The sequence below is a fragment of the Sporosarcina saromensis genome (genome assembly GCF_033253735.1).
Taxonomy (GTDB): domain Bacteria; phylum Bacillota; class Bacilli; order Bacillales_A; family Planococcaceae; genus Sporosarcina; species Sporosarcina saromensis.
Window position 1 is genome coordinate 26,563 of the sequence record NZ_JAUBDI010000016.1, and the last position, 22,096, is coordinate 48,658.

Annotated in this window: 27 protein-coding genes; 8 read left to right on the forward strand and 19 right to left on the reverse strand. The window is 39.9% G+C overall.

The genetic code is table 11. From position 1 onward, the window contains the following. Positions 1 to 25: 25 nt before the first annotated feature. From QT711_RS14465 to QT711_RS14475, 3 genes are all read right to left on the reverse strand, one after another. Positions 26 to 784 (reverse strand): phosphotransferase family protein, encoded by a 759-nt coding sequence (locus QT711_RS14465; RefSeq protein WP_317945390.1) that lies wholly within the window; start codon positions 782 to 784, stop codon positions 26 to 28. A gap of 97 nt (positions 785 to 881) precedes the next feature. Then, on the reverse strand, positions 882 to 1,445 hold the full coding sequence (locus QT711_RS14470; RefSeq protein ID WP_317945392.1) for a DUF3267 domain-containing protein: 564 nt from the start codon (positions 1,443 to 1,445) through the stop codon (positions 882 to 884). Between the two features lie 66 nt (positions 1,446 to 1,511). Further along, entirely contained in the window at positions 1,512 to 1,739 is a 228-nt protein-coding gene (locus QT711_RS14475; RefSeq protein WP_317945394.1) for a hypothetical protein, read from the reverse strand. Positions 1,740 to 1,817: 78 nt separating this feature from the next. Between QT711_RS14475 and QT711_RS14480 the strand changes: the two genes are divergently transcribed. After that, a complete protein-coding gene (locus tag QT711_RS14480; protein ID WP_317945396.1) occupies positions 1,818 to 2,009 on the forward strand; it encodes a hypothetical protein in 192 nt (63 codons plus the stop codon). 156 nt (positions 2,010 to 2,165) lie between these two features. On the opposite strand, the gene QT711_RS14485 is transcribed toward QT711_RS14480, so the two are convergent. The 5 genes from QT711_RS14485 to QT711_RS14505 all read right to left on the reverse strand — a co-directional run bounded on the left by QT711_RS14485 (position 2,166) and on the right by QT711_RS14505 (position 7,118). Beyond that, complete coding sequence (locus tag QT711_RS14485) at positions 2,166 to 3,074, reverse strand: M23 family metallopeptidase (RefSeq protein ID WP_317945398.1); 909 nt, start codon at positions 3,072 to 3,074, stop codon at positions 2,166 to 2,168. Between the two features lie 301 nt (positions 3,075 to 3,375). Continuing rightward, positions 3,376 to 5,517 (reverse strand): transglycosylase domain-containing protein, encoded by a 2,142-nt coding sequence (locus QT711_RS14490; protein ID WP_317945400.1) that lies wholly within the window; start codon positions 5,515 to 5,517, stop codon positions 3,376 to 3,378. Between the two features lie 286 nt (positions 5,518 to 5,803). Continuing rightward, positions 5,804 to 6,184, reverse strand: coding sequence for a hypothetical protein (locus tag QT711_RS14495; protein WP_317945402.1), 381 nt, complete (start codon positions 6,182 to 6,184; stop codon positions 5,804 to 5,806). A 259-nt stretch (positions 6,185 to 6,443) separates the two neighbouring features. Next, the gene (locus QT711_RS14500; RefSeq protein WP_317945404.1) at positions 6,444 to 6,812 is read right to left on the reverse strand and encodes a hypothetical protein; all 369 of its coding nucleotides are present in this window, start codon (positions 6,810 to 6,812) and stop codon (positions 6,444 to 6,446) included. A gap of 57 nt (positions 6,813 to 6,869) precedes the next feature. Next, positions 6,870 to 7,118 carry a hypothetical protein gene (locus QT711_RS14505; protein WP_317945406.1) on the reverse strand — a complete coding sequence of 83 codons (249 nt, stop codon included), beginning with the start codon at positions 7,116 to 7,118 and terminating at the stop codon, positions 6,870 to 6,872. 247 nt (positions 7,119 to 7,365) lie between these two features. Between QT711_RS14505 and QT711_RS14510 the strand changes: the two genes are divergently transcribed. Both QT711_RS14510 and QT711_RS14515 read left to right on the forward strand, forming a co-directional pair. Then, entirely contained in the window at positions 7,366 to 7,737 is a 372-nt protein-coding gene (locus QT711_RS14510) for a VOC family protein (protein ID WP_317945408.1), read from the forward strand. A 372-nt stretch (positions 7,738 to 8,109) separates the two neighbouring features. Next, positions 8,110 to 8,424: a hypothetical protein gene (locus QT711_RS14515; RefSeq protein ID WP_317945410.1), complete on the forward strand. Its 315-nt coding sequence runs from the start codon at positions 8,110 to 8,112 to the stop codon at positions 8,422 to 8,424. 161 nt (positions 8,425 to 8,585) lie between these two features. Here QT711_RS14515 and QT711_RS14520 read toward each other — a convergent pair whose 3' ends face one another. The 4 genes from QT711_RS14520 to QT711_RS14535 form a co-directional block, all read right to left on the reverse strand. Further along, positions 8,586 to 9,194: a hypothetical protein gene (locus tag QT711_RS14520; RefSeq protein ID WP_317945412.1), complete on the reverse strand. Its 609-nt coding sequence runs from the start codon at positions 9,192 to 9,194 to the stop codon at positions 8,586 to 8,588. A 163-nt stretch (positions 9,195 to 9,357) separates the two neighbouring features. Then, positions 9,358 to 9,882, reverse strand: coding sequence for an AAA family ATPase (locus QT711_RS14525; RefSeq protein ID WP_317945414.1), 525 nt, complete (start codon positions 9,880 to 9,882; stop codon positions 9,358 to 9,360). Positions 9,883 to 9,936: 54 nt separating this feature from the next. Further along, positions 9,937 to 10,362: a PhoU family transcriptional regulator gene (locus QT711_RS14530; RefSeq protein WP_317945416.1), complete on the reverse strand. Its 426-nt coding sequence runs from the start codon at positions 10,360 to 10,362 to the stop codon at positions 9,937 to 9,939. Between the two features lie 49 nt (positions 10,363 to 10,411). Then, positions 10,412 to 10,789 carry an iron chaperone gene (locus QT711_RS14535; RefSeq protein ID WP_317945418.1) on the reverse strand — a complete coding sequence of 126 codons (378 nt, stop codon included), beginning with the start codon at positions 10,787 to 10,789 and terminating at the stop codon, positions 10,412 to 10,414. Positions 10,790 to 11,157: 368 nt separating this feature from the next. Here QT711_RS14535 and QT711_RS14540 point away from each other — a divergent pair, with 368 nt between their 5' ends. The 4 genes from QT711_RS14540 (at position 11,158) to QT711_RS14555 (ending at position 12,815) form a co-directional block, all read left to right on the forward strand. Next, the gene (locus QT711_RS14540; RefSeq protein WP_317945420.1) at positions 11,158 to 11,541 is read left to right on the forward strand and encodes a CidA/LrgA family protein; all 384 of its coding nucleotides are present in this window, start codon (positions 11,158 to 11,160) and stop codon (positions 11,539 to 11,541) included. Continuing rightward, positions 11,532 to 12,224 (forward strand): LrgB family protein, encoded by a 693-nt coding sequence (locus tag QT711_RS14545; protein WP_317945422.1) that lies wholly within the window; start codon positions 11,532 to 11,534, stop codon positions 12,222 to 12,224. Before QT711_RS14540 ends, QT711_RS14545 begins: the two co-directional genes overlap by 10 nt. An 82-nt stretch (positions 12,225 to 12,306) precedes the next feature. Beyond that, positions 12,307 to 12,513 carry a hypothetical protein gene (locus tag QT711_RS14550; protein ID WP_317945424.1) on the forward strand — a complete coding sequence of 69 codons (207 nt, stop codon included), beginning with the start codon at positions 12,307 to 12,309 and terminating at the stop codon, positions 12,511 to 12,513. A 167-nt stretch (positions 12,514 to 12,680) separates the two neighbouring features. Further along, on the forward strand, positions 12,681 to 12,815 hold the full coding sequence (locus QT711_RS14555) for a hypothetical protein (protein WP_317945426.1): 135 nt from the start codon (positions 12,681 to 12,683) through the stop codon (positions 12,813 to 12,815). A gap of 157 nt (positions 12,816 to 12,972) precedes the next feature. On the opposite strand, the gene QT711_RS14560 is transcribed toward QT711_RS14555, so the two are convergent. The 5 genes from QT711_RS14560 to QT711_RS14580 all read right to left on the reverse strand — a co-directional run bounded on the left by QT711_RS14560 (position 12,973) and on the right by QT711_RS14580 (position 16,831). After that, a complete protein-coding gene (locus QT711_RS14560) occupies positions 12,973 to 13,320 on the reverse strand; it encodes a hypothetical protein (RefSeq protein ID WP_317945428.1) in 348 nt (115 codons plus the stop codon). A 165-nt stretch (positions 13,321 to 13,485) separates the two neighbouring features. Further along, a complete protein-coding gene (locus QT711_RS14565; protein ID WP_317945430.1) occupies positions 13,486 to 13,614 on the reverse strand; it encodes a hypothetical protein in 129 nt (42 codons plus the stop codon). 309 nt (positions 13,615 to 13,923) lie between these two features. Beyond that, positions 13,924 to 14,586, reverse strand: a complete 663-nt coding sequence (locus QT711_RS14570) for a hypothetical protein (RefSeq protein ID WP_317945432.1) — start codon at positions 14,584 to 14,586, stop codon at positions 13,924 to 13,926. 279 nt (positions 14,587 to 14,865) lie between these two features. Further along, positions 14,866 to 16,122: a GNAT family N-acetyltransferase gene (locus tag QT711_RS14575; RefSeq protein ID WP_317945434.1), complete on the reverse strand. Its 1,257-nt coding sequence runs from the start codon at positions 16,120 to 16,122 to the stop codon at positions 14,866 to 14,868. A 541-nt stretch (positions 16,123 to 16,663) separates the two neighbouring features. Then, a complete protein-coding gene (locus QT711_RS14580; RefSeq protein WP_317945436.1) occupies positions 16,664 to 16,831 on the reverse strand; it encodes a hypothetical protein in 168 nt (55 codons plus the stop codon). A gap of 502 nt (positions 16,832 to 17,333) precedes the next feature. On the opposite strand from QT711_RS14580, the gene QT711_RS14585 reads away from it, so the two are divergent. Continuing rightward, entirely contained in the window at positions 17,334 to 19,172 is a 1,839-nt protein-coding gene (locus tag QT711_RS14585; RefSeq protein WP_317945438.1) for a S9 family peptidase, read from the forward strand. A gap of 344 nt (positions 19,173 to 19,516) precedes the next feature. Here the strand turns inward: QT711_RS14585 and QT711_RS14590 are convergent, their stop codons facing one another. Both QT711_RS14590 and QT711_RS14595 read right to left on the reverse strand, forming a co-directional pair. Beyond that, positions 19,517 to 20,653: a Xaa-Pro peptidase family protein gene (locus QT711_RS14590; RefSeq protein ID WP_317945440.1), complete on the reverse strand. Its 1,137-nt coding sequence runs from the start codon at positions 20,651 to 20,653 to the stop codon at positions 19,517 to 19,519. Between the two features lie 18 nt (positions 20,654 to 20,671). Next, complete coding sequence (locus QT711_RS14595) at positions 20,672 to 22,069, reverse strand: sodium:solute symporter family protein (protein ID WP_317945441.1); 1,398 nt, start codon at positions 22,067 to 22,069, stop codon at positions 20,672 to 20,674. Positions 22,070 to 22,096: the final 27 nt, after the last annotated feature.

Sequence of the window (22,096 nt, forward strand, 5' to 3'; positions counted from 1 at the left end):
ACCCAATGGGGATCGCCTCCATTTTCTAAGACTTATTTAGCGGATAGTAATGATTCACACTATTGACTAGCTGATTTTCCACTTCAGACTCCACTCTCTCCGCCAACCTAGCAGCAGCCAGGATAGGCTCCCATTCCACAATCTCGTCTTTTGCCAATCCACTCTTCTCGCAATAGATACTTATATACATTTCTGCCAAATCTTCAGAAAACTGCTTATACAGTAAATATGAGCGGCAAACGTCGGCACGTATATCTCCAGAACTGGCGTCAACCCAGTCTAGGACCGTAACGTTATCATCTGATTCTACAAGATTAAATAAATGAAAGTCTCCATGACAGAGTCTATTTTCGAATGAGAATGAATCTAACTTCTGCAAGAGCATGAACTTTTGTCTTTCATCAAGACGATGGACTGATTCAATCTGACGGCGTAATTTTGAAGCCATTGGTTCTAGATTTTCTACCTTCAAACAATGTATTCTTCGTTGCATGTCAATGGACAGTTCAATAAAATACTTCCCTTGATCCCTATTTTCAAGAAACTGTTCCCCTAATGTCTTTCCCCTTATATATTCCATGATAATTGCTTGCTTACCGTTAACCTTCATAACATCCAATATCTTCGGAACCGGAAGGCCAAGCTCGTAGGCAATCTTCTGTTTAGTTGCTTCATAAGACGATTCGGTTTCAGGAAGATAATCTTTGAAAAGTTTTATAATCGTATTTTCGCACAAAAAAATCTCTGCTGTATTTCCTGTAGCAATTGGCTTGATAAAATTCATTTCGTCCCCCTCCGTGATTAAACCTCATCTTAACGAACAGCAGTCGCTAATCGAAATTCATTTCATCCTTCTATAGTCCGTCTCCATATTCTACAACTCAGCCAACAACCTTTATGCCAACGTCTTCCTCACGTTTTACTCGATAATACCCCCTACAAAATTCAGTTCGATTCGGTTTCAATAAAATCAAAATCGAATTCACAATATCAGCTGCAGAAATAATTAAGTTGTACCATGCGATGAACAACAGGAGGGCTTGCAAATCGCCCGTAACAAAAAACGACACAATTGCCGGGAGTATTGTCAAACTGATGAAAGGCAACGTCATAAATACCCAATACCTCTTTTTCGAGAGAATTGCATTTGTATGAATCCAAAAATAAATCCCCTTAAACGTTAAGCTCATGTCGCCTTTCTTGTGGATGACAAGTATATGCAACGCCTCGTGAATGACAATTACGCCAACGATGATGAACAGGAGGGGGAAGTTTTTCACTGGAGTAAGACTCCCTCCAGACACAAAGGGCAATACAATAAAAGCGACCATTAATCCATAAACAATCTTCATAAAATGCTTACGCAACCATTCGTGTTGAATGAAAGGCTGCCATGATGCCCCTTCCAAGCGTACTTGCGGCAAATGTCGAAACCATACAATCATGAGTGCTCCTGCCTTTCCATTATGCATAGCCAATCTCAATATCCTTCAATCTTTAATGAGCTGCATTCACCCCTTCGGTAGCGGCGTTTCTGGCCGATTCGGACAATACATGCAGCTCGGATCATTACATTTTGACTCCAACCAATGATTACAAGCCGGGCAAAAATAGGTATCAAAGTCCTCGTAATAAATCAAGTGATTCTTACAGGTCGAGCAAGATTGCTCCTGATCAATATGACCACAAATCTCAAAACCATCGATGTTCACTTTGTCATCGAGTGCTGTTATTTTCATGACGAACCTCCAGTTGGTTTAGAATGCTTATAACATTAGTAAAAATTAGCATTTACCACATACCCCACAAACATCAAAATGAAAAAACTAAAGAACATCAGCGTATTTGCCACGATTAAACAACTTTTTCTTATCAATGTTGCAAACACAATGCCAACTGGCGCAACAACAAAAGTACTTAACCAAAAAGGGCTTGAGATGTGGAACACGATATTTGGGATCCAGGCAAGTATACAAATGACAAAACTAGATAAGGCAATTACGTTATAGATCTTTTTCTTGTCCAATTCACGATCCCTCATTTCTCTTTATTCCAGTGTCTCCCCTTCTCTAAAAATTCCTTAAACCTTAGAATTAGTACGTGAAATTCACATGACACGTTTCAAGTAAGATTCTATCCACTATAATCATATGACGATAAAACCTTCACTTCCCCCCAGCCTTCACCAACTGATTTCTCACTAAAAACCTTCCGTCAAACGTCAGCGGCACCCCTTTGCCATCCAGTTCCGCATGGATATGCAAATGCGGTTCGCTTGTATTTCCCGAGTTGCCGACTTTCCCTAACAGCTGCCCGGTTGTCACTGTATCCCCTTTTGCGACAGCAACACTTCCTTCTTTCATATGAACGAGATAGATCGTGGCTTCATGCTGCTCGCATTGAAGCGCAACATAGTTTCCTTCCGGATGTTCAGGGTCCATTTCGGGAGGTGTCATGTCTTGAAGCCCGTCCCTCGCTTCAATCACTTTTCCATTGCACGGACTAAGCAGTTCATCACCGAAAATTGCGTATTTGGTTAAATCCTTCGGTTGAAGGCCATTTGCTCGTGTACCGATTTTGTTTAACTTTACAATATCGAGCGCATATTTCTGATCATCATATGCATGATGATAGTTCATCGACGTGTGATTTCCTCCATGACCAACATAATAAGTGCCCTCGTGCATCGGAAATGCTAGTTCAATCGCTTTGTCTTTGACTGAATAGCTGAAGATACTTGATACAGTAATTGCTCCAAAAAAGACAATGAGCACGATATTGAGACCCATTGTATTTGTACGTTTCGTCGTATATTTTTCGCGAAACGGTAACGCATTGACCTTTTTCCATGAGAGGAAAAGCGCAACAACAAGCAAAATGACCAATAGATAACGGATATAATAGCCAATCCAGTCCCACGGCTGCGTATGGACTAGCCACGCGACTAACGCTACCGTTTTTACTGCATCGAGGAGCCACTCCAACTTCGTTTTATAGGTTGCTCTCGCTAACATCCAAATAGTAACTATCGGCAAAACGATGAGTATGAACAACATGAATAGACTAGGTAACAATGATTGATCTCCTTCCCACCGATCCTTTCTCTCTTTTACGCTCTATTATTCATAAAGTTTCGTATTTTAACAGATTAAGTCCTTCGGAGGAGATTACTTTACAGTAGATGGCCTTTAGGCGACCGGTTTCCGTGAGCCTAAAGAGTAGTAACCCAAAAAGAGCGATAAAGCCAAATGCTTTATCGCTCTTGAAGTGGACAGTAGGACGACTCGCTAAGAGCGCGTGTGCTATGCCGTTTTGAGCTGGCAACAACTTATCAAAGCACCTACATTCTTCATCGTCATGTACTATCGAAATTTTCTAATCATCTTCATCTTCATCTTCATCTTCATCTTCATCTTCCTCTTTCTCTTTCTCTTTCTCCCGTTTCTTGTTCTCTCTCTCCTCTTTCTTCTCTCGCTTCTTCCTTTCCTTCTCTTCTTTCTTCTCCCGCTTTTTTCGTTCTTTTTCTTCTTTCTTTTCCTTTTTCTTCTTCTCTTTTTCTTGCTTTCGTTGTTGATTATCCTGCTGTTTCTCTAGCTCTTTTTTAGCTTTTGCGAGTAATGGTAAGTCGAATTGCTTGGTCGGCAATTCACTTTTTGATTTTGATAGGACTTCGGCGAAAATGGGCGGAGCTGTGAAACTACTCGTTGACGTTAAATAATGGGTCGTATCCGTTTGATCATACCCGAGCCAAACTGCCCCAACAATGTCCGGTGTGTAACCGACAAACCAATGATCTTTTGACCCGTCCACGCCTTCGAATGGGAGCTGGGTCGTACCTGTTTTACCCGCTACGTCAACACCTGAAATTTGTGCTTTCTTCGCCGTCCCTTCTTCAACTGCACCTTGCAGCATATACGTCATTTGCTGGGCAACTTCTGCTCCTGTAACTTCTACTGACTGTTCCTGCCACTTTCCAAGGACTTTGCCTTCTGAATCTTTTATTTCTACAATCGCATGAGCTTGCATCATAACGCCATCATTTGGAAATGCCGAAAAAGCTTGTGCCATTCGCAACGGTGATGTCCCTTTGTGCAAACCTCCTAAGGCGAGCCCTAGATTATGATCTTCTTCTGCCAAAGGAATGCCGAACCGTTCAACCGTGCGTACTCCATTTTCAATGCCAATTTGCTGCAACAGCCAGACGGGAGGGATGTTATACGAGTGAGCGACGGCATCGTACATGGTCACTTGCCCTCGATATTGGCGATCGAAATTTCTTGGGGAATACCCATCTATGTTGATCGGTTCGTCAACAAGCAAATCCACCATTTGATAACCCTTTTCCAACGCAGCTGTGTAGACGGCCAGAGGTTTTAACGTCGATCCCGGTTGCCGAATGAGCTCGGTCGCATGATTAAAGCGCCCATATGTGTACTCACCTCTCCCCCCGACCAATGCCGAAATGCCACCCGTTTTAGGATTCAAGAAAACCGACGCACTTTGCAGGAGTTGATCTGCCTGACTTTCGGGGAAATATTGGTCATCCGCATACACTTCTTCCAGCGCATCTTGAATGACCGGATTAATTTCCGTATAAATATGTAACCCGCCAGCTAGCACTTCATTTTTCGTTAGTTTGTACGTGTGAATCGCCTCGTCAACAACCTGGTCAATATAATAGGGATATTTCCCTTTATAATTTGTCATGGTTGCATCCGCTAAAACAATTTCTTGTCCAATCGCTTTATCGAACTCGGCTTGGCTAATGTATTTTTCACTTTTCATTAACGATAAAACAACATTGCGTCGTTCCACCGACTTCTCCAGATTTTTATATGGAGATAAATGGGTAGGTGCTTTGATTAACCCAGCTAACGTCGCACTTTCACTCAACGTTAACTCACTAACATCTTTCCCAAAATAGATGTGCGCAGCTCGTTGCACACCCCATGCCCCTTCACCAAAATAGATGTGGTTGAGGTAACGTTCCAGTATGTCGTCTTTCGAATACCTTCGCTCAATCTTCTTTGAAAGAATCAATTCCTTAAACTTACGGGAATACGTCCGCTCCTGCGATAAAAACACATTCTTGGTGAGCTGTTGTGTAATGGTACTCCCACCTGCAACGACCTCCCCTTCGAACAAGTTATTGATAAAAGCGCGCGCAACCCCGACATAATTAATCCCATGATGTTTGTAAAATCGCTGATCCTCCACAGAAATAACCGCTTCAATCAACTCTTTCGGAATGTCGTCCAGCGAAGCTCCTTCTATATTGGAATGAGAGATTTTACTGACAACCTCCCCGTTTTGATCATAAATAAAAGTCGGTCTTGGTTCAGGTTCTTCTAGTTTACTCACATCGCTCGTTGCAATTAATAGATTGATGATAATAACGCTACAAATCGTCGCAAGTAGAATTCCGGCGAATAATATGCGGATAACCCTTTTCATGATCGTCCCTTTCTTTTCCGCCTTCTTGCGTTTTTGTTGCTGCTGATGCTCCGTTCTTTTCATCTAAATTCCACCTTCTTCATTACCTCTTGAACGTTTCAAAGTTTAGCATACCCGAAAGAAGAAACCTACTAACGGTCGGCAGGAAAATTGTGACATGTAGTGGACGGTGCTCATTCAGAGAAAGTATGATTCACGGTAGTAAGCGTGTCGAGTAGTTTCTTTGACTTGCACGGAATGATAAAATCGATGTATAACGCCAGTGCTCAATTGTCTACTAGCAAGCAAAACGCCAGACACCTGTTTGGAGGTGGCCAGCGTTTCAATCAAATTATTTCACATTCTGTTTTCATTTATTGTCGAGATTTAGCTTGTACCCGGCAGGCTTTGTAACCAGATAGATTGCTATCTGCAGGAGTCCAAAAACAACCGTGACGGAAATTAATAAAGAAACAGGTGTGAAAGGTGCAATATAGTATCCCTTTTCTTCAAATTCAGCGACACGAGTTACCCAAAAGAAAGAATGGACGAACGTTAGTAAATTGGCCAACAGCAGCACAATCAGTGAACTCTTTCTTTTAGCTAGGAATGCCAAAAAACAGATCACAAGAATTGATACGCCGTAAACAATTATGGTTTTATTCGTCAAATCATCATACATGGATAGAAATGCAAAAAGTGTGCAATAGACGATAAGTATGAGTAACGAGTACTTATTTAGAAAAATCATGATCACCCCGTACTTTCGATTTCATAGCGTACAAGTATTTCTTACTTTTTAGCGCGAAGATTTCTATGATAAAGGTATAGCTCGCTGTTCAATCAGCTATCCTACCGCTATTACGGCAATACAAATTACACAAAGACCATTAACTTTGTGGCAGCAGCATGCATTTTATCAAGGAATAAACTTGCACATAAAAAAAGAGCTCGAACATATATCGTCAAGCTCATTGTAATTTGATGTTCATTTCTCACTAAAGCACCGGTTAGTTTAATAGGGTGCTACCAGTTTCCATAAGGATTCCATCCTCATCGAGCCTCTCGTAATTGTAAGGAACGTCACTTAATTTGTTGTATTTTTCATTCCAAATTACATTTATGAAATGGGATGATTCATGAAGAAAATTGTCAGGAGACACATTTTCGTAACGATAGCATTCGTTCGGATATATTTCATCAAACCCAAGTAATTCAAGAACATCTTCTTCAATTGCAATTCCTCCGATTTTAAACGCATAAACGGAATACAACTCTTTAAGGAACTTTGCAAAGTCTGTAATTTCCTCTTTTTTCATTCCGATTTGGTCCCACTCTAAGGCATCGAAGGCAGTACTCAAAAACCAAAAATTAACCATTATTGCATTTGACGAGACCTTTTCTATTTGTAATGTTGCTTTTCGTTTTCTCGATAACTAGACATATAATCTTAACCTTAAAGAATGCAGGTAATTTGTTTGTGAGTCTTCTTCGTCATAAGAATAACCTCTATCAAAGAAATCAATTATTTCATCCACGTTTTGGTCATGGATTTCAATTCTATTTTTGACCTTGGACAAATTATCAATCAGTTCCTGTATAGTTTCTTTTTTCTTTTCTTTAATCTCCATCAAGAAACTAACTTCAAGAAAAGGACCGCCTTGTAACCATGGGGACCACTGCATCAACTACACCTCCTAAGCTTCAGACTGAGTACTATTACAAGCTCGATTTCTCTCTCTTAACTATCCTGCCGTCATATGAATGATACAACGACTAGATATCGCTTCCAATTCACACCATCAATCATTTTTCCGTTGTTCTATCGGGTTAACAAAACTTATGCTAAACTATGATTACCTAAATTTTCCGCGTAATCAGAGGAAAGGGAATAGCGATTCGAAAATCCAACTCAAACGAGGAGAGAAAAAGATGCGTCCATCATTCATCGAACAAGTACATTACATTCGAATTCCTGTAAAGGATTTGGAGGAATCTGCGCAATGGTATCGAGATGTATTAGGGTTCCAGTTACTAACCCATACGGAGGAACGTGCAATCGTAAAAGTAAATGAAGGACCTTTTTTACTAATCTTAGTTCCTACCAAGGATGAAACATTCTCACATTTCACCATTGAGAACGAACCCGAATTTAGCATCGGCTTTACAAGTCCAGAATTAGCTAAGTTTCACCAACACTTAACAGATCATCAAGTGAAGGTCGAGGCGATACAAGAAGATAATGGCCATGCCTTTTTCCACTTTTACGACCCAAGTGGCAATAAACTGCAAGTTCACTGGTGAGAGTAAGTCCATAAATCATCTGATTTACGGGTGCTTTACTTTACAGTACATTAACGAATGAGCGTACGTTATCGATTTTCTTGTCATCGGTAAGTAAGCACGAGTATCGTTTTTGATTTCAATCATGGACTTCCATTTTCATGGAGCTATCTGAAAAGAATTTATCACGCCTGTTTGTATCCGTTGAATCATGTATTACGTTCACAAACATCTTCAACCTACTTCACTATTTATTGCACAGCTAATTATCACGCAAGTCTATAATATTTAAACAATCTTTACTTTTCACTTGAATCAAACTATAATTATTTTACATTTAAGTTGATATATAGGTAATATAGAACCACAACTCATTTAGATTGGAGGAAAACATTGACTATACTATCTTCTATCATCCTATTTTTAATCCCTGTCTTTTTGCTATTTTTATCGTTAACGTTTAGATATGCGAGTAAGGCAAAAGACGAGCAAGAGAAAAAAATCCTTTTGAAATCTTATCAGTATTCTGCGGCCGTCTTCCCAATTGGATGGTTACTCATAGAAATTTATTATCGTTTCTTTGATAATATCACTATAGACGTTTACAGGGATTATATGATTTTATTAATTTACATCATGTTTATTGCTCAAGGGGTCAGTATTTTATTACTCAAAAGAAGAAATCCAAGCAATGTTGAGGCAAGATAAACGTACATTTTCCTAAGAAGACCGGGTAAACGAACATCCAGTCGACCCAGCAGATGTCCGCATGAAGTGCGGTCAATCTTTAGCACGAATGTCTTTAGAAAAATAACTACCTTGCTTACTGGCCAGTTAGCAAGGTAGTTACTTTTTTTCTTTAAACGCATCTAATTTTGCTGCAACTTTATCAATTTAATCAGCGCTATCACTTTTTCATCCTCGTTCGGATCAATAGACACCAGTTTGGTATTTGCAAGAATATCTAGGTAGAAATCTTCTCCAGCAGGATAGTTCCCATCCCATCTTAATGGTACGTTATAAACAGTAATTGTACCATCGCCATTTCTACTGTACGTAACGGAACCATCTACTAAGCGGCTCCCCGCTAACTGAATAACGTCTTCAGGATAGTCGGCACTTGTATCATCATCAGGGTTTATCGGTTCGCCAGCTGGAATATGGCGAACATTTAATTCATCGATATCCTGATTCGGCCCAAGTTGTAGCCAGACACGCGCGTATTCAATGTGTTCATTCGAATACTGCGAAAGTGGTTTAGAATCCTTTTGCGTTTTCTGTTCACTCGCATTTTGCTCTGAACTTGTAGTATCCAGATCTTCATCGTCAGTATTCGCAGAAGCATCGACCGAACCATCATTGTTGCCTTCCACTGCACCAGACTTTGACGGATTTGCTTCGGTTGGCGCCTCGTTTGAGGTATTGGCACATGCTGACGTTCCTACCAACACAATTGCTAATAAGGTTACGATGCTCATTAATTTATTTTTCTTCACTATACAAACTCCATTTTTTTATTTTTGTCATATAATAAATACTTGGATGAATTAATATCTGATCATTCCTTCACCACAGGAGCATAAACATGACTGCTCCAGTATGACCGGCAGTCGAATCCAAACATGCTAATGTATTCACTCCTCATTCGTTTATGTACGTTAACACTTCATTCACATAACTGCCTAAAGGTCTACTTGTATCCACAACCATGTACGAATGATCAGTTGGTTTTTTGCTATGTACTAAACTAGATTGAAAAACCTCTTCCGAACGTACCTCTTTTATTTGACTAATCATTGGATCACGTTTCTTTAATCGTTCGTTCACTTCTTCAAAGTCATTTAGATAGCACTCGACATACTTGTAGTTCGCATGGTACCTTTCGGACAAACCAATCCCTCTCTCGACCATTTCTTCATAAAGACAGGGACTGTCAAAGATGACATTGTGACCTTGTGATAAATGAAATTCAATTAAAGACCAATCAATTGAATACGCAATCTGACCTGCCCGTTTTCCTTCAAGCGGGAAATCCTCTGTCGAATGCAATAATGCAGACTTTACAACATTATGGTCAATTATGACTGCCCCCGTTCGCTTAGCGATTTCTCGAGAAAGCGTGGACTTCCCCGATCCAGGAAACCCAGCCATTTGAACGAAAAACATACGGAACACCTCACTTTTCTATCAGATTACGAATGAAACGAGTATGGTGAATTTCTAATTACTAACGGGAGTCGTTAGTGGTTCATTTTGAGGCGTTAATTGATACTGCCACACCTTTCCATCTTCTCCCTTATAGAAAAAAGCGTACATAAAAACCTTTTCATCCATAAAGTTCAAGTATAACTGATAGTCCAGTTTGCCCGTTTTTATCTCTTCCGAAGCGATTACTTCTAAGCTTTGATCATACTCATAATCACTGTGGTGAGTTGAATCATAGAGCCAAGTTTCTGTTGAATCGACGACATCGGACAGATCCTCAGTGCCAAAAACCTCTCTAACTTCATCGTACGTTAAACCGATTTTCGCCTTTTCCTCTATATACTCTTTTGTAAGGATAGGCTCTTCATCCGACGTGCCACCTTCACTCGAACATGCAGCAAGGATAAAAATACAACTTAGCCATAACAATATCTTCTTCATTGCAACGCTCCATTTTTTTATCGTGGACATACAATAACAATCTTGCCCATCAACAATCCGTATCCTCACCAGCACGCCACATATTGATCGTTTTGTGGATAAATTGCTCCAATCCGGTATCTTCAATCTTAATGGTCTTCTTTACACGAATGCAGCCCTTGCCATAGTTATAACCCGCTAATAGAGATTCCGCGTTTTCCACTTTCTCGATGGTCCCAACATAAAGGCTCACATAATGCTTCTGCGCGTTAAGAGCAAAGACATAGTGATCGTCTTTCCCGTAATTCAACATCTTATAGCGAATCACTTCCTCCAATTCAGGGGCATACTCCAAAATCATGTGCCGAATCGCAAGTAGCTTCTCTTTCCGCCAATCCTCTTCCAGCATCTCGATATATTCTTCATAATTTTTCGCGTCATATTGCATAGTTTATTGTCGCTCCTATCTGATTCTATTTTCTACTATTAATTGTAATGTTTTGTTAGGCATCTGCATGAAATTTAATTCAGTTCATACACTACAATTGCATGTTAATACAAATGAGAAGTTATAGAGATTAATCTAATTGATTTCTTCCGAATACCATACATATTGGTTGAATAAACATGAATGTTTCTCACACAGGCACCGACACATTTTCATACCGCCACAGACATTCGTATCATTGAACCTCACACTTACTAGTGATATAATCTCTAAATCCTTGCTACAACATTCAATTCATGCAAATAACCATACAAGGAACAACTCTTATACAGAAAGAAGGAAGTTGTCTCTTTAGAGACAGTGTAAAGATGAAAGTTATACGTATTTGCCTACAAATCGGCATACTATTCATATTTTCTTATATCGGTACTTATATCCAAAACCTTTTTCATCTCATTATTCCAGGCAGCATCATCGGGTTAATCCTATTATTCATTTGCCTAACCTTGAAGGTGATTCCTGTTGAATTGATTGAAGATGGTGCAGGGTTTTTACTTGGTATCTTAACGCTTTTGTTCGTCCCGATGACGGTCGGCATCATGAACTACCCTTCCCTGCTATCGTGGCAAGGATTGCTGCTACTTGGAATTGTCGTAGTAAGTACGGCGATTACAATCGTTATCTCAGGTATTTTCACCCAACGTTTGGAGAAAAGGACAGAAAAGAAGAAGGAGGAATCCGAATGCAACTAATCCTATTCGCAGCACTCATGATTCTGTTAACAGTCATCAGTTATTTTTTTATGACAAAACTTTATAGTCGATTCCACTACTCATTTTTACTTCCTGTGTTGACATCGACAATTTTAATTATCGTTATCCTTGTTGCTTTTCAAATCCCTTACGAAAGCTATATGCAGGGCGGTCAATGGATCAATTCGCTACTTGGACCGGCAGTTGTAGCACTTGCCTATCCGCTCTATAAGCAACGAAGGTTCTTGCGTAAGCATGCAGTGGTTATCTTTGTCAGTGTCACTTTCGCTGGAACGATCGGAATGCTGAGCGTCGCCATTCTTGCTAAAGTAACAAACTTGGGCCATACATTGAGTCTTTCCATCCTTCCCAAATCCGTCACGACACCTGTTGCAATTGCAATTACAGATGGGATAGGCGGCAATGCTTCGATGGCAGTCGTCGCCGTCATGATTGCCGGCATATTCGGTTCAATCTTAGCGCCTCTCCTTTTAAAATGGGCGAAAGTGCATAGCCCGGTTGGAAGGGGAATCGCTCTCGGAAGCGCCTCGCACGCACTCGGAACAGCAAAAGCTGTCGAATATGGAGAGCTGGCATTTTCCATGGGCTCCGTCTCCATGTCACTCAATGCCCTGCTGAGCTCCATACTGGCACCACTAATTGCTTGGATCTTGCTTGGATAAAAAAACGATGTCTTAACCTTGTTGTTGATAATACTGCAAAAGATTTGATCTTTTCCTAACTGCAAAAAAAGGTGGCAATAACATGACAGGTAAGTCACTAGCGGATTACCAAAAAGAATATGAACGAATCATCTTTTTCGACCAACCGAAAAAGGATATACTGTTAGCCGGTCTAAAAGCCGAAATGGAAAAACAATTCAAGCTTCCTACGCGAAGCAAGGAATGGAAAAACGAAAACCAAAAAGTCATAGCGATGTACCGAAAAATCTGTATCACACGAATGCTGTGAAGATCGGACAAAGAAACCGTAAATTTGCCGAATAGCAAACAGCTTCTCTTTCCGCCAATAATCTTCCAACATTCAGGTATAGGCTTCATAATTTTTCGCGTCATATTGCATGGTTGATTGTCGCTCGTATCTGATTCGATTAATTACGATTCATAGTGAGATAAGCAATGGTCCATACGATAAATACAAAAGATGTTGTCATTAAAAATGTATTTAAAGTAGTAGTTTGGTCGTTCTTTGCTTTTTTTATGATGGCTACTAGGTTAAGACAAAAAACAATTGCTAATATCGGCATGAAATAATAGCCAATATCGGAAAAAAGCGATTCCATGTCTTCACTTCACCTCCACAATAAGAATATCAAATCTATTATACTTGCTTCTTCATTCTATCAGTCACCGTCATATGTTTAAACGGCTTTCCGACATCGTAAGCGTGATTACATCAAACATTTATCATTTAGAATTCATATACAAACGCAGTCTGCTGTTCCGCCAACAGCTGCCGTTCATTCTTGACGACATTGTGGTAATCAATCTCCAAATAATAAATAGCCTTGCTCAGATTGTCATAAAAAAACGGGACAAATTCCAAATCACGAAAGACAAATACACCAATGTGATCCGCTTGTTTTTTAAATGCTTCCGTGATGCGGTGGTTTCCATTAATACAATAAGGTTTTCCCTCAGTTACATATTGACTTTGAAGAACCATGATAGGATTATTGTGGTTTGTTTTTATGTTGCTCGTGTCTGTGTTGACATTGCCCACATCCACCGACTCTATAACCGATGAAGGCTGAAACATGAACGGTTTAAGCTGATTCCTCTTAATTATTGAAGTAGCCTCGTCAATATCCAGCGCATACTCAAAGATCCCAGACGGAAACTCAGCAAACAGCGAAAATGTCTCCCGCCCGATCGGGTGAACTACCGGATATACTTCGTCTTTAAGCTGCTCGACAATGTCTTTTCAGCGATTAGCAACTTCTGCTCCTTCACTCGATGCCTGCTCCATTTCTTGAATCCTTCCTTGCATATGTTTCATAGGTTGAAATTTCAGTGACTCTTTTTCATAGTAAGGAATTTTGCTTAGTTCCATGAGTAACACCCCTCTCACTTACCTATCCTATCAGATTGGACAATCATTCATCACACGAGGAACAGTAGTGACATCGCTACTGCAAATGGATTGCCTTTTGCTTTTGAACAGTACGAACGATTTAACAATGGCAAATGGGAAAAAGTAAATAATGGGATTCCAACAAATAAAGATCGAATTAGATTTCAAAAATAAAAAATCCACATGAATGGGGTTAAAAAAAAGGATAAAGCATTCACTTTACCCTTTTTCATTCGGCGTGCACGCAAATGGATAGTATTGATAAAACGTGCTTTGTTGGTGAAATAATTATTGCATATGAATCGATTTTCGTAAGTCTTCTAAGAGTGGGTTCATCGCATCTGCACCTTCTACTTGATATTGAAAAGTAACCACGAGTGCATGTTCATCAATCTCATATGCAACAAATCCTTTCATTGGATGATCGCCATATAATTGTGTTTTTCCTATCAAACCATTTTCTTCAACCGGCGTGCTTTTCAATTCATAACCGTCTTCAAAACTTTCTTCATATCCTTCGCTTTCAAATCTTTCTTGCAGGTTCGATACAGCTTTTTCGAGATTTGTGTGTTCGATTATTTCTAATGTAATCTTATAGCCAGAGTTTTGAGATGTGTAATATATTTGGTTGTTGACCACTTCAGGAACACCAAATACCTCGTCTAATTGATAGGCAATCCCATATGGTGTTATATGATAATTAATAACATTAATCTCCTGATCCTGACCTTCAGTCTTTCTACTAATTGTTTCTGTAGAGCCTGTATGAATTTCCATGCTAGTTTCATCTAATTCAACCACATCATCTTTTAAATTCGATTGGTTCTTATCATTTTCTAGAATTTCTTTTTCCACTTCTTCTTCAAGATTATTATTTGTTTGATTAACCTCGTTACTACATGCTGCAAAAAATCCGATTATCGCAAAAATTCCAAGCAGCTTTTTCACCATTCGTCTTACACCTCCTTTTCGTAAAATAGCACTTCCAACCACTTTCCATGATTTCCAGGACTGCTTACCTTGATTTGTCGATACCTACATATTAAGTTAATTATACGATAATTACAACAACTTTGAAAGATATATCTTGCTATCACAAAAAGAAGCACAGATTCTCGAAGGTAAGAATTTGTGCTTCACTGCTTATAAATGTGGTAACAGGCAATAACTTTCCGGAAAAGGTGAGTATGGTTTGCTGGAAGGTATGGAACTAGGATGTTCACAGCTTCTTCAAAACGATGTCAAACAAACAGGTTTCGACTCAGGCTTAAACCATCGATCCAACTGCCTAGCCGACAATTTATCCGCATTCACTTTTCCATATTGAACTAGCTGTTCCATGCTGACACACCCCATCCACCACGAACTTAAATCTGAAATCGCAATGCTCAAATCGACTTCTTCCATAGATTCTGATGACTTTTCTATGCTCCAACGATCTTGGCTGAATGACAAATGATAACTCCCATTTTGCTGGGGAATAAACGTATCTTGGACGAACAAAGAAATCGTTGCAGGGTGATCAGGTCGGTCCAAGGAATGAAAATTAGTTTGCTGGACAAATGACTCGATCGAGCTGATTCTATACATGAGCCCAATGCCAGCCGTTCCGATTTCATGATAAACACTCGGAATCAGATGATTGCTATCGTTTCGGGGATCTTCCAGTTGAAAAATGAGTGACTCGTCATGCGTCCGAACGATGACACGATCGACTTGATCCTGTTGTGAATGAATCCACGCACACAAGTCCATGAAAGCACTTGGCTTCGTCCATACCCACTCGAAAATCGTCATCTCATGATGTAGAAAATGACTATCTTTCACAGGCAGCAATGCATAGGCAAGCGCGCCAACCAACTCATCGCCTTCATAAACACCCGCATAATATGTCGCTTTTTTCTTAATCAAATTCCGTTCATGCCAAGTCCGTTCAATCATGCCATGATGTAGCGATGCGAATTTATTGTACACAGCAACAATCTCTTCCTCATTTGCGGGGGACAGCATGATCACTTTTTTTCGATCGCCACTGCTCGGAAAACTTGCAGGCTTCAGTTTATATTGATAGCGTGTCGGTCCATACCCGTACCCCATCTTTTGATAAAAAGTCGTGTTGAATGGGTAAAGCGCTACGATCCCGACATTTTCACTTCTAGCCACCTCATGAAAATGCTGTAGCAATCGTTTCGCAATTCCTTCTTTTTTTTGGAAAAAGTGCACGCCTACAGTGCCGATTCCCCAGATACGAACAATCTTCCCATTTACATTCCCTTGAAGATCATGAAGTTTGTATATGCCTACTAACTCATTTTGTTCCGTAAATAGCCCGTAGAAGCTTAAGTTATTTTCGGTTTCGATTTCCAAGTTGAGTCGTTCAATAAATGCTTGTTGAGCTTCCTCACCCGCGATTTGCATCCCTGGATAAGCCATCGCGAGTAGTGTGGCAGCTTGTTTCGTATTGCTTTTAGTTAATAAACGGATCATGTTAATCCCCCTTTTCAAAGATTATAGGGGTTAGAGTTGTGTGAGTAAACTGCATCCACAATTTCCACGGACTGTGCTTGATTTAGTGTTGGGTTTGGCTATTGACGCTTGTTTACTTCAGGATAATAATGTTATTAATCTACAAAACAAAAGCACCCATGGAGGATGCTTACCAAGGTTCTTCATCTGAATTGATAAATTCTTTTATTTTTGATTGAGCATTATTCAAATCAACCCTAGCCATTTCACCAATATAATCTTCAGAAATAAATGCTGTTTTGTCCACACTAGCTATACAATTTGCCTTAACATAAGATTCCTTGTACAACCCCGCATCACGCCATCTAAAAATAGGAGATTTCCATTTATCATACTTACCATCAAAGTCCTCTATCTCTGATGTAGTAATTGTTGCAAAAGCTGCTATTAGAAAACGTTCATCTTCAAATGCCCAGACAACTACTGGTCTCCTATCATGTTCGTTATTTCTAGGAATAATATAATTTAATCAGAAGATATCGCCAATTTTTAATTCCATTAATTACTTTTCGAACTCCTCAAACCATTTCTTTTGAAGAGGATCATTAAGGTCTATTTTAACTTTGCCGTCAACCACTTCAAGCCGGGGAACTTTTGAATTGTATTTTTTAGCATCAACAATCAACTTATCGTCTGTATCTTTATACACTTCTTTGATATTTATTGCCATATCTTTCCCCTCCCGATTGCACACACATATCACATCCTTTTACGTATGTATATGTGCAAGCCTGTCTATTAATTACGTCAATTATACCATAGCTTTGATGAAAATGTTTGTTTTTCCCTTTCCACTTGTATACCCTTTTCGCAATTACTAATGTCAAATTAAACCGGCTGTTTGCCAAGCCGCGGGAAATCGGAGACAGATTTCATGAATAAACCTGTATTCAAAAAAGAAGCATGAATCTCCTAAAGTGGACAATCATGCTTCTTTTCGATGGTAGCTTACGTTACAGAAGCTAGGTTGTTGTTTTATTAGTAGTTTGGTCTATAAAGAATATGCTTGTTTTCCGATAACACTATACTTCAACTTGTAAAAATAGTGATAGATGGCTTTGTATAATTACTATCTTGCCTTGCTGGTTAATATTATTTCCCATGTTCATTAAATATTAGGTTATTTTTTCAATAATATTTGTTTAAACAGTCGAAATACTATAAAATTTTAAGTGGGTGTATGGAAAAAGGAAGGGGCTAAAGAAATGATTCGTGTGAAGAAGAAGTATTCGATTGAGCAATTTGTGAATTGCGAGAGTTTGATAGGGGTATCGATTTCTCCTGATGATGGAAAAATTCTAGTAGGCAGTAACCGTTCGGGTGTGTACAATACGTATGCGTTTTCCCGTTCGGGCGACAAGGTCGAGCAGCTGACAAGCTCAGATGACAATTTTATTATTCCGAAGGGGTATTTCCCGGATGGCCGCAAGTTTCTGTTCAGCAGCGACCAAGGTGGGAATGAAATTACGCATCTGTATATGCAAAAGGAAGATGGAAAACAGATCGATTTGACACCTGGTACAGAAGAGAAAGCCGAGTTTCATCGATGGAGTCTGGATGAGAACTCCTTTTTCTATGAATCCAATAAGCGCGATCCTCGGTATATGGATTTGTATGAAATGAATATCGACACATTGGAACCGACTTTGCTGTTTACAAATAAAGACGGTTATTACGTTGCCGCGATTTCCCATGACAAGAAATACGTTGCGTTGCACAAGCCGCGGACAGCAAATAATTCGGATATGTTTATTTATACGAAAGAAGACGGCGTGAAGCACTTGTCAGAACATGACGGTGACGTTCACTATCAACCTGTGGCATTCGATTTGGATTCCAATTTCTTATACTTTTTAACGGACGAAGAGCATGAGTTTTTATACTTGAAGCGGCTTTGTTTAACGTCCGGCATGACAGAAGTTGTCGCGAAAGAAGATTGGGGAATTGTAGCCGCTCGCTTCTCTCCTACTCATAAATACTTGTACTACTATGTAAATCATGACGGAAAAACGGAAGTGAAGGTGCTAGAAACAGCAACAGGCAAAGCGGTTGAAATTACTGATTTTCCTGAAGGGCAAATTAGCGGTTTAGCCATTTCAAAGAGTGAGAAATATATGGTGTTTTTAGTAAACCGGTCAACAGCTCCTGCAAACTTGTATGTATATGAGTTTGAATCAAAAACGCTAAATTGCTTAACAAACTCACTGAACCCTGAAATTGACGAGAACGATTTAGTCCATGCAAAAGTTGTTCACTTCCCTTCTTTCGACGGCCTTGACATACCGGCCATTTATTATGAACCACACTTGGAAGACGGGGAAAAAGCACCTGCACTCATTTATGTCCACGGTGGACCTGGCGGCCAGTGGACCGTAGATTTCAATCCGATGATTCAGTATTTGGTCAATCACGGGTATGCTGTACTCGCTGTAAACAATCGAGGGAGTTCTGGATACGGGAAGACATTTTTCAAGGCAGCTGACTTAAAGCACGGCGATGTCGACCTAGCGGATTGTATTGAGGGGAAGACATTCTTAACTGAAACCGGTAAAATCGATGAAAACCGGATTGGCATCATCGGCGGAAGTTACGGCGGCTACATGACACTTGCAGCCCTCACCTTCCAACCGGATGCATTCAATGTCGGCGTTAACATATTCGGCGTATCCAACTGGGAACGCACACTAAAAAGCATTCCGCCATGGTGGGAAGCAAGTCGTGACCTGCTCTACAAAAAAATCGGCGATCCCTACACACAAACGGACTACATCCGCAGCATCTCGCCACTCTTTCATGCCGAAAATATCAACAAACCGCTCATCGTCCTACAAGGCGCCAACGATCCACGCGTCCTACAAGCCGAGTCCGACGACATTGTAGAAAAAGTGAAAGAGAATGGTGTGCCTGTGGAGTATATTATTTTTGAAGATGAAGGGCATGGGTTTACGAAGCGGGAGAATCAGGTTACGGGGTTTCGTGCTATACGGGAGTTTTTGGATCGGTATTTGTGAGGGGGATTTAGTTAAATTCCGTGTATTTTGTCCAAATAGTTCAAAAATGAGTTGCAGAGGCTGAAATTCGAGGCAGTAAGACATTCGAATCACGCGCACTAGTGCTGCGTATCAGTGAAAATATGACAAATATACTTTACTAGAAAATTTGAACAATAGATTTAAAATATGAAAAATAACAGGTACCTGTGTGTTGAAATTAATTTAGTTAATTAATCGCATGTACGTACACAGGTACCTGTTTTTTGGTAAATATTAGGTTTATTAATCTCTTACGTATAACCATTTGTTTTGGTTAAATTAACACGAATGTTCCTCACACCGACACACTACCATTCTATATATCACCGCTTTTCGATTATCAATTCTTCTATTGAATAAGGATACTGTGTGATCAATTCAGTTCCTTTATCCGAAAGTATGACTGTATCTGAGTGACGGAACCCGCCAATGCCAGGAACATAAATACCTGGTTCAACACAGAAGACCATTCCTTTTTGTAGGACTAGTTCATTGTCAAAACGTAGAGATGGCTCCTCGTGTAAACCAATTCCAATTCCATGGCCAGTCCGGTGTTTCATATATTTCTCGTATCCCGCATCTGCAATGATCTGTCGTGCGATTTCGTTTACCTCACTGGCTCTCATACCTATTTTAATTTCCTCTAAGGCTTTCAATTGTGCTTCGACGGCAACAGAAAATACTTTCCTTTGCTCAGCTGTCGGCTCTCCAATGAAGAAGGTTCTTTCGCACTCTGCCCGATATCCATTGAAACCAACTTGTCTACTATGGATAATAATATCGTTATTTTCTAGTTTTCTAGTATTGGAGAATACATGTGGCATATTTGTCCGTTTGACGCCTGAAGGAGACATGACAAAAAAATCTAACGTCGAGTTCGGATGTGTCCTGGCCACTTCATCGAAAAGAGCAGAATTCCCATATTGGTCCAATTCAATTTCTGTTATTCCAGCCTTCGCGTTTTCAAGAGAGTGTTTTAACGCTAAGCTGACAAGTCTACCTGATTCTTTAATAAGATTGAGTTCCACATCATCTTTGATAAACCTTTTTTCAGCGATGTATGAATCCACATTGAGTAACGTAAAACCTTTATCGGCTAAAATGTTTCGTAATATAACTGGACAGGATGAATATTCGATTCCAATACGAGCATTTGGGGAGAACTGGGCAAGCATCTGTACGAAGTAATCTAGGTAGGATTCCCCTCTACTCGACTCCAATTTTGTTTCATGATACACATACAATTTATCAACATCAGTCTTGTCTTTAGCATGTTCCTCCTCTAAAGAGGGGATAATTAAATGCGTTTCATTTTGATCGATACCAAGAACAATGGGACGCGAATATGTGATTGCTTTTAGTCCTGAATAGTAGAATTGGTTCTCGAAGTTCATAATGATCGCAGCGTCAATTCCTATTGAAGAAAAGTCGCTCCGAAGTGTCTGAATTCTGTGGTTCATGAAATCATCCTTTCTAAATTAAATGGAAACGTTGTACTGCTTTTGTTTAGTCGCTAAAGTAACAATGATTAACACAATAATAGCTATTGGAATGGAAATTATAGCACTATTAATGCTGAATGGATTTCCTGCAAGCTCCCACCCTAATGTTGTCGCAATCCCTACTAACATAGAAGCTATTCCAGCCTGCTTCGTGACACTTGGCCATATTAAAACAGCGAGTAATGCAGGCGTAATACCAGCACCATAAACCGTATAAGAATACATCTGTATTGAAAGCACAGATGGGAAGAAAGTTGTTAATACATATGCAATGATTCCGAGTACCGGGATCAGTACCTTTGTAAAAATCAATTTTTGTTTATCATTTGCATTCTTATTAATGTACTTTCCGTATATGTCGTATGTGATATTCGTTGAAGCTGATAACAAGTACGAGTTCCCAGTTGTGACAATGAAGGCGGTAACGGCAGATATTAACAAGCCACCTACAAATGTCGGTATAACAAGAGTTGTAGCTATTAGGGCCATTCCCGGATCGATCTCTGGAAAAATCGCTCGTGCGCTAAAAGCGATGACAGCCACTAGAGGAGTTGAAATTAGCATGCCAATAATCCAGCCAGCTGTACCGACTTTTGTTGTGCTGTCACTTTTCGAAGCAGCAATCCGCTGATACATATTTTGATCCCCAAGCAAGAGGAACAGGACTGGGATATAGAATCCTAGAAATTGAAGTGGTGTCAGACTCCCTAATAAATCTAAATTTTCACTAGGTACTGTAGCTATAATCTCATCCCAGCCCCCTCCAACTGAAATGACGATAGGCACTGCAACAATCAAACCAATCAAGACCAAAAATGCGCTAAATGCATCAGTAGGCGCAACAGACATCAGTCCGCCAATCGTAGCAAGGAAGATAATAATAACCGCGCCTATTAGTGTACCGGTTTCTACAGAAACACCTGTAGATACGTGAAGGATGAAACCGACCCCTTTAAATTGATAGGAAACAATTCCGACATAAGCCAAGATAATGATAATAGCGGCTGCCATGCTTGCAAATTTCCCATATTTCACTTCAAGAATTTCTGAAATTGTGTACTTGCCGTAATTCCTGATTTTAGATGACATCAAAAACAGAACAAAAATCCCAATTAAAGACGGCAACACATATCCTACGGCTGGCCAGAGACCATAAGAATACGCAAGAGAATTAGGTCCTCCAGTGACCGTCCCACTGCCGACCCATGTCGCTAGCAATGTCCCCATCAAAACGACAGGTCCTAGCGATTTTCCTGCCAAAATGAAATCATCACTTGTTGATACTTTTTTGGAATACATAATCCCCAGAACAATCATGAAGACGCCATACCCGATCACATACCATAATAAATTCGGGTTAAATTCCATTTCCATTACATGCCCCCCTTTGTATGCGCTTCC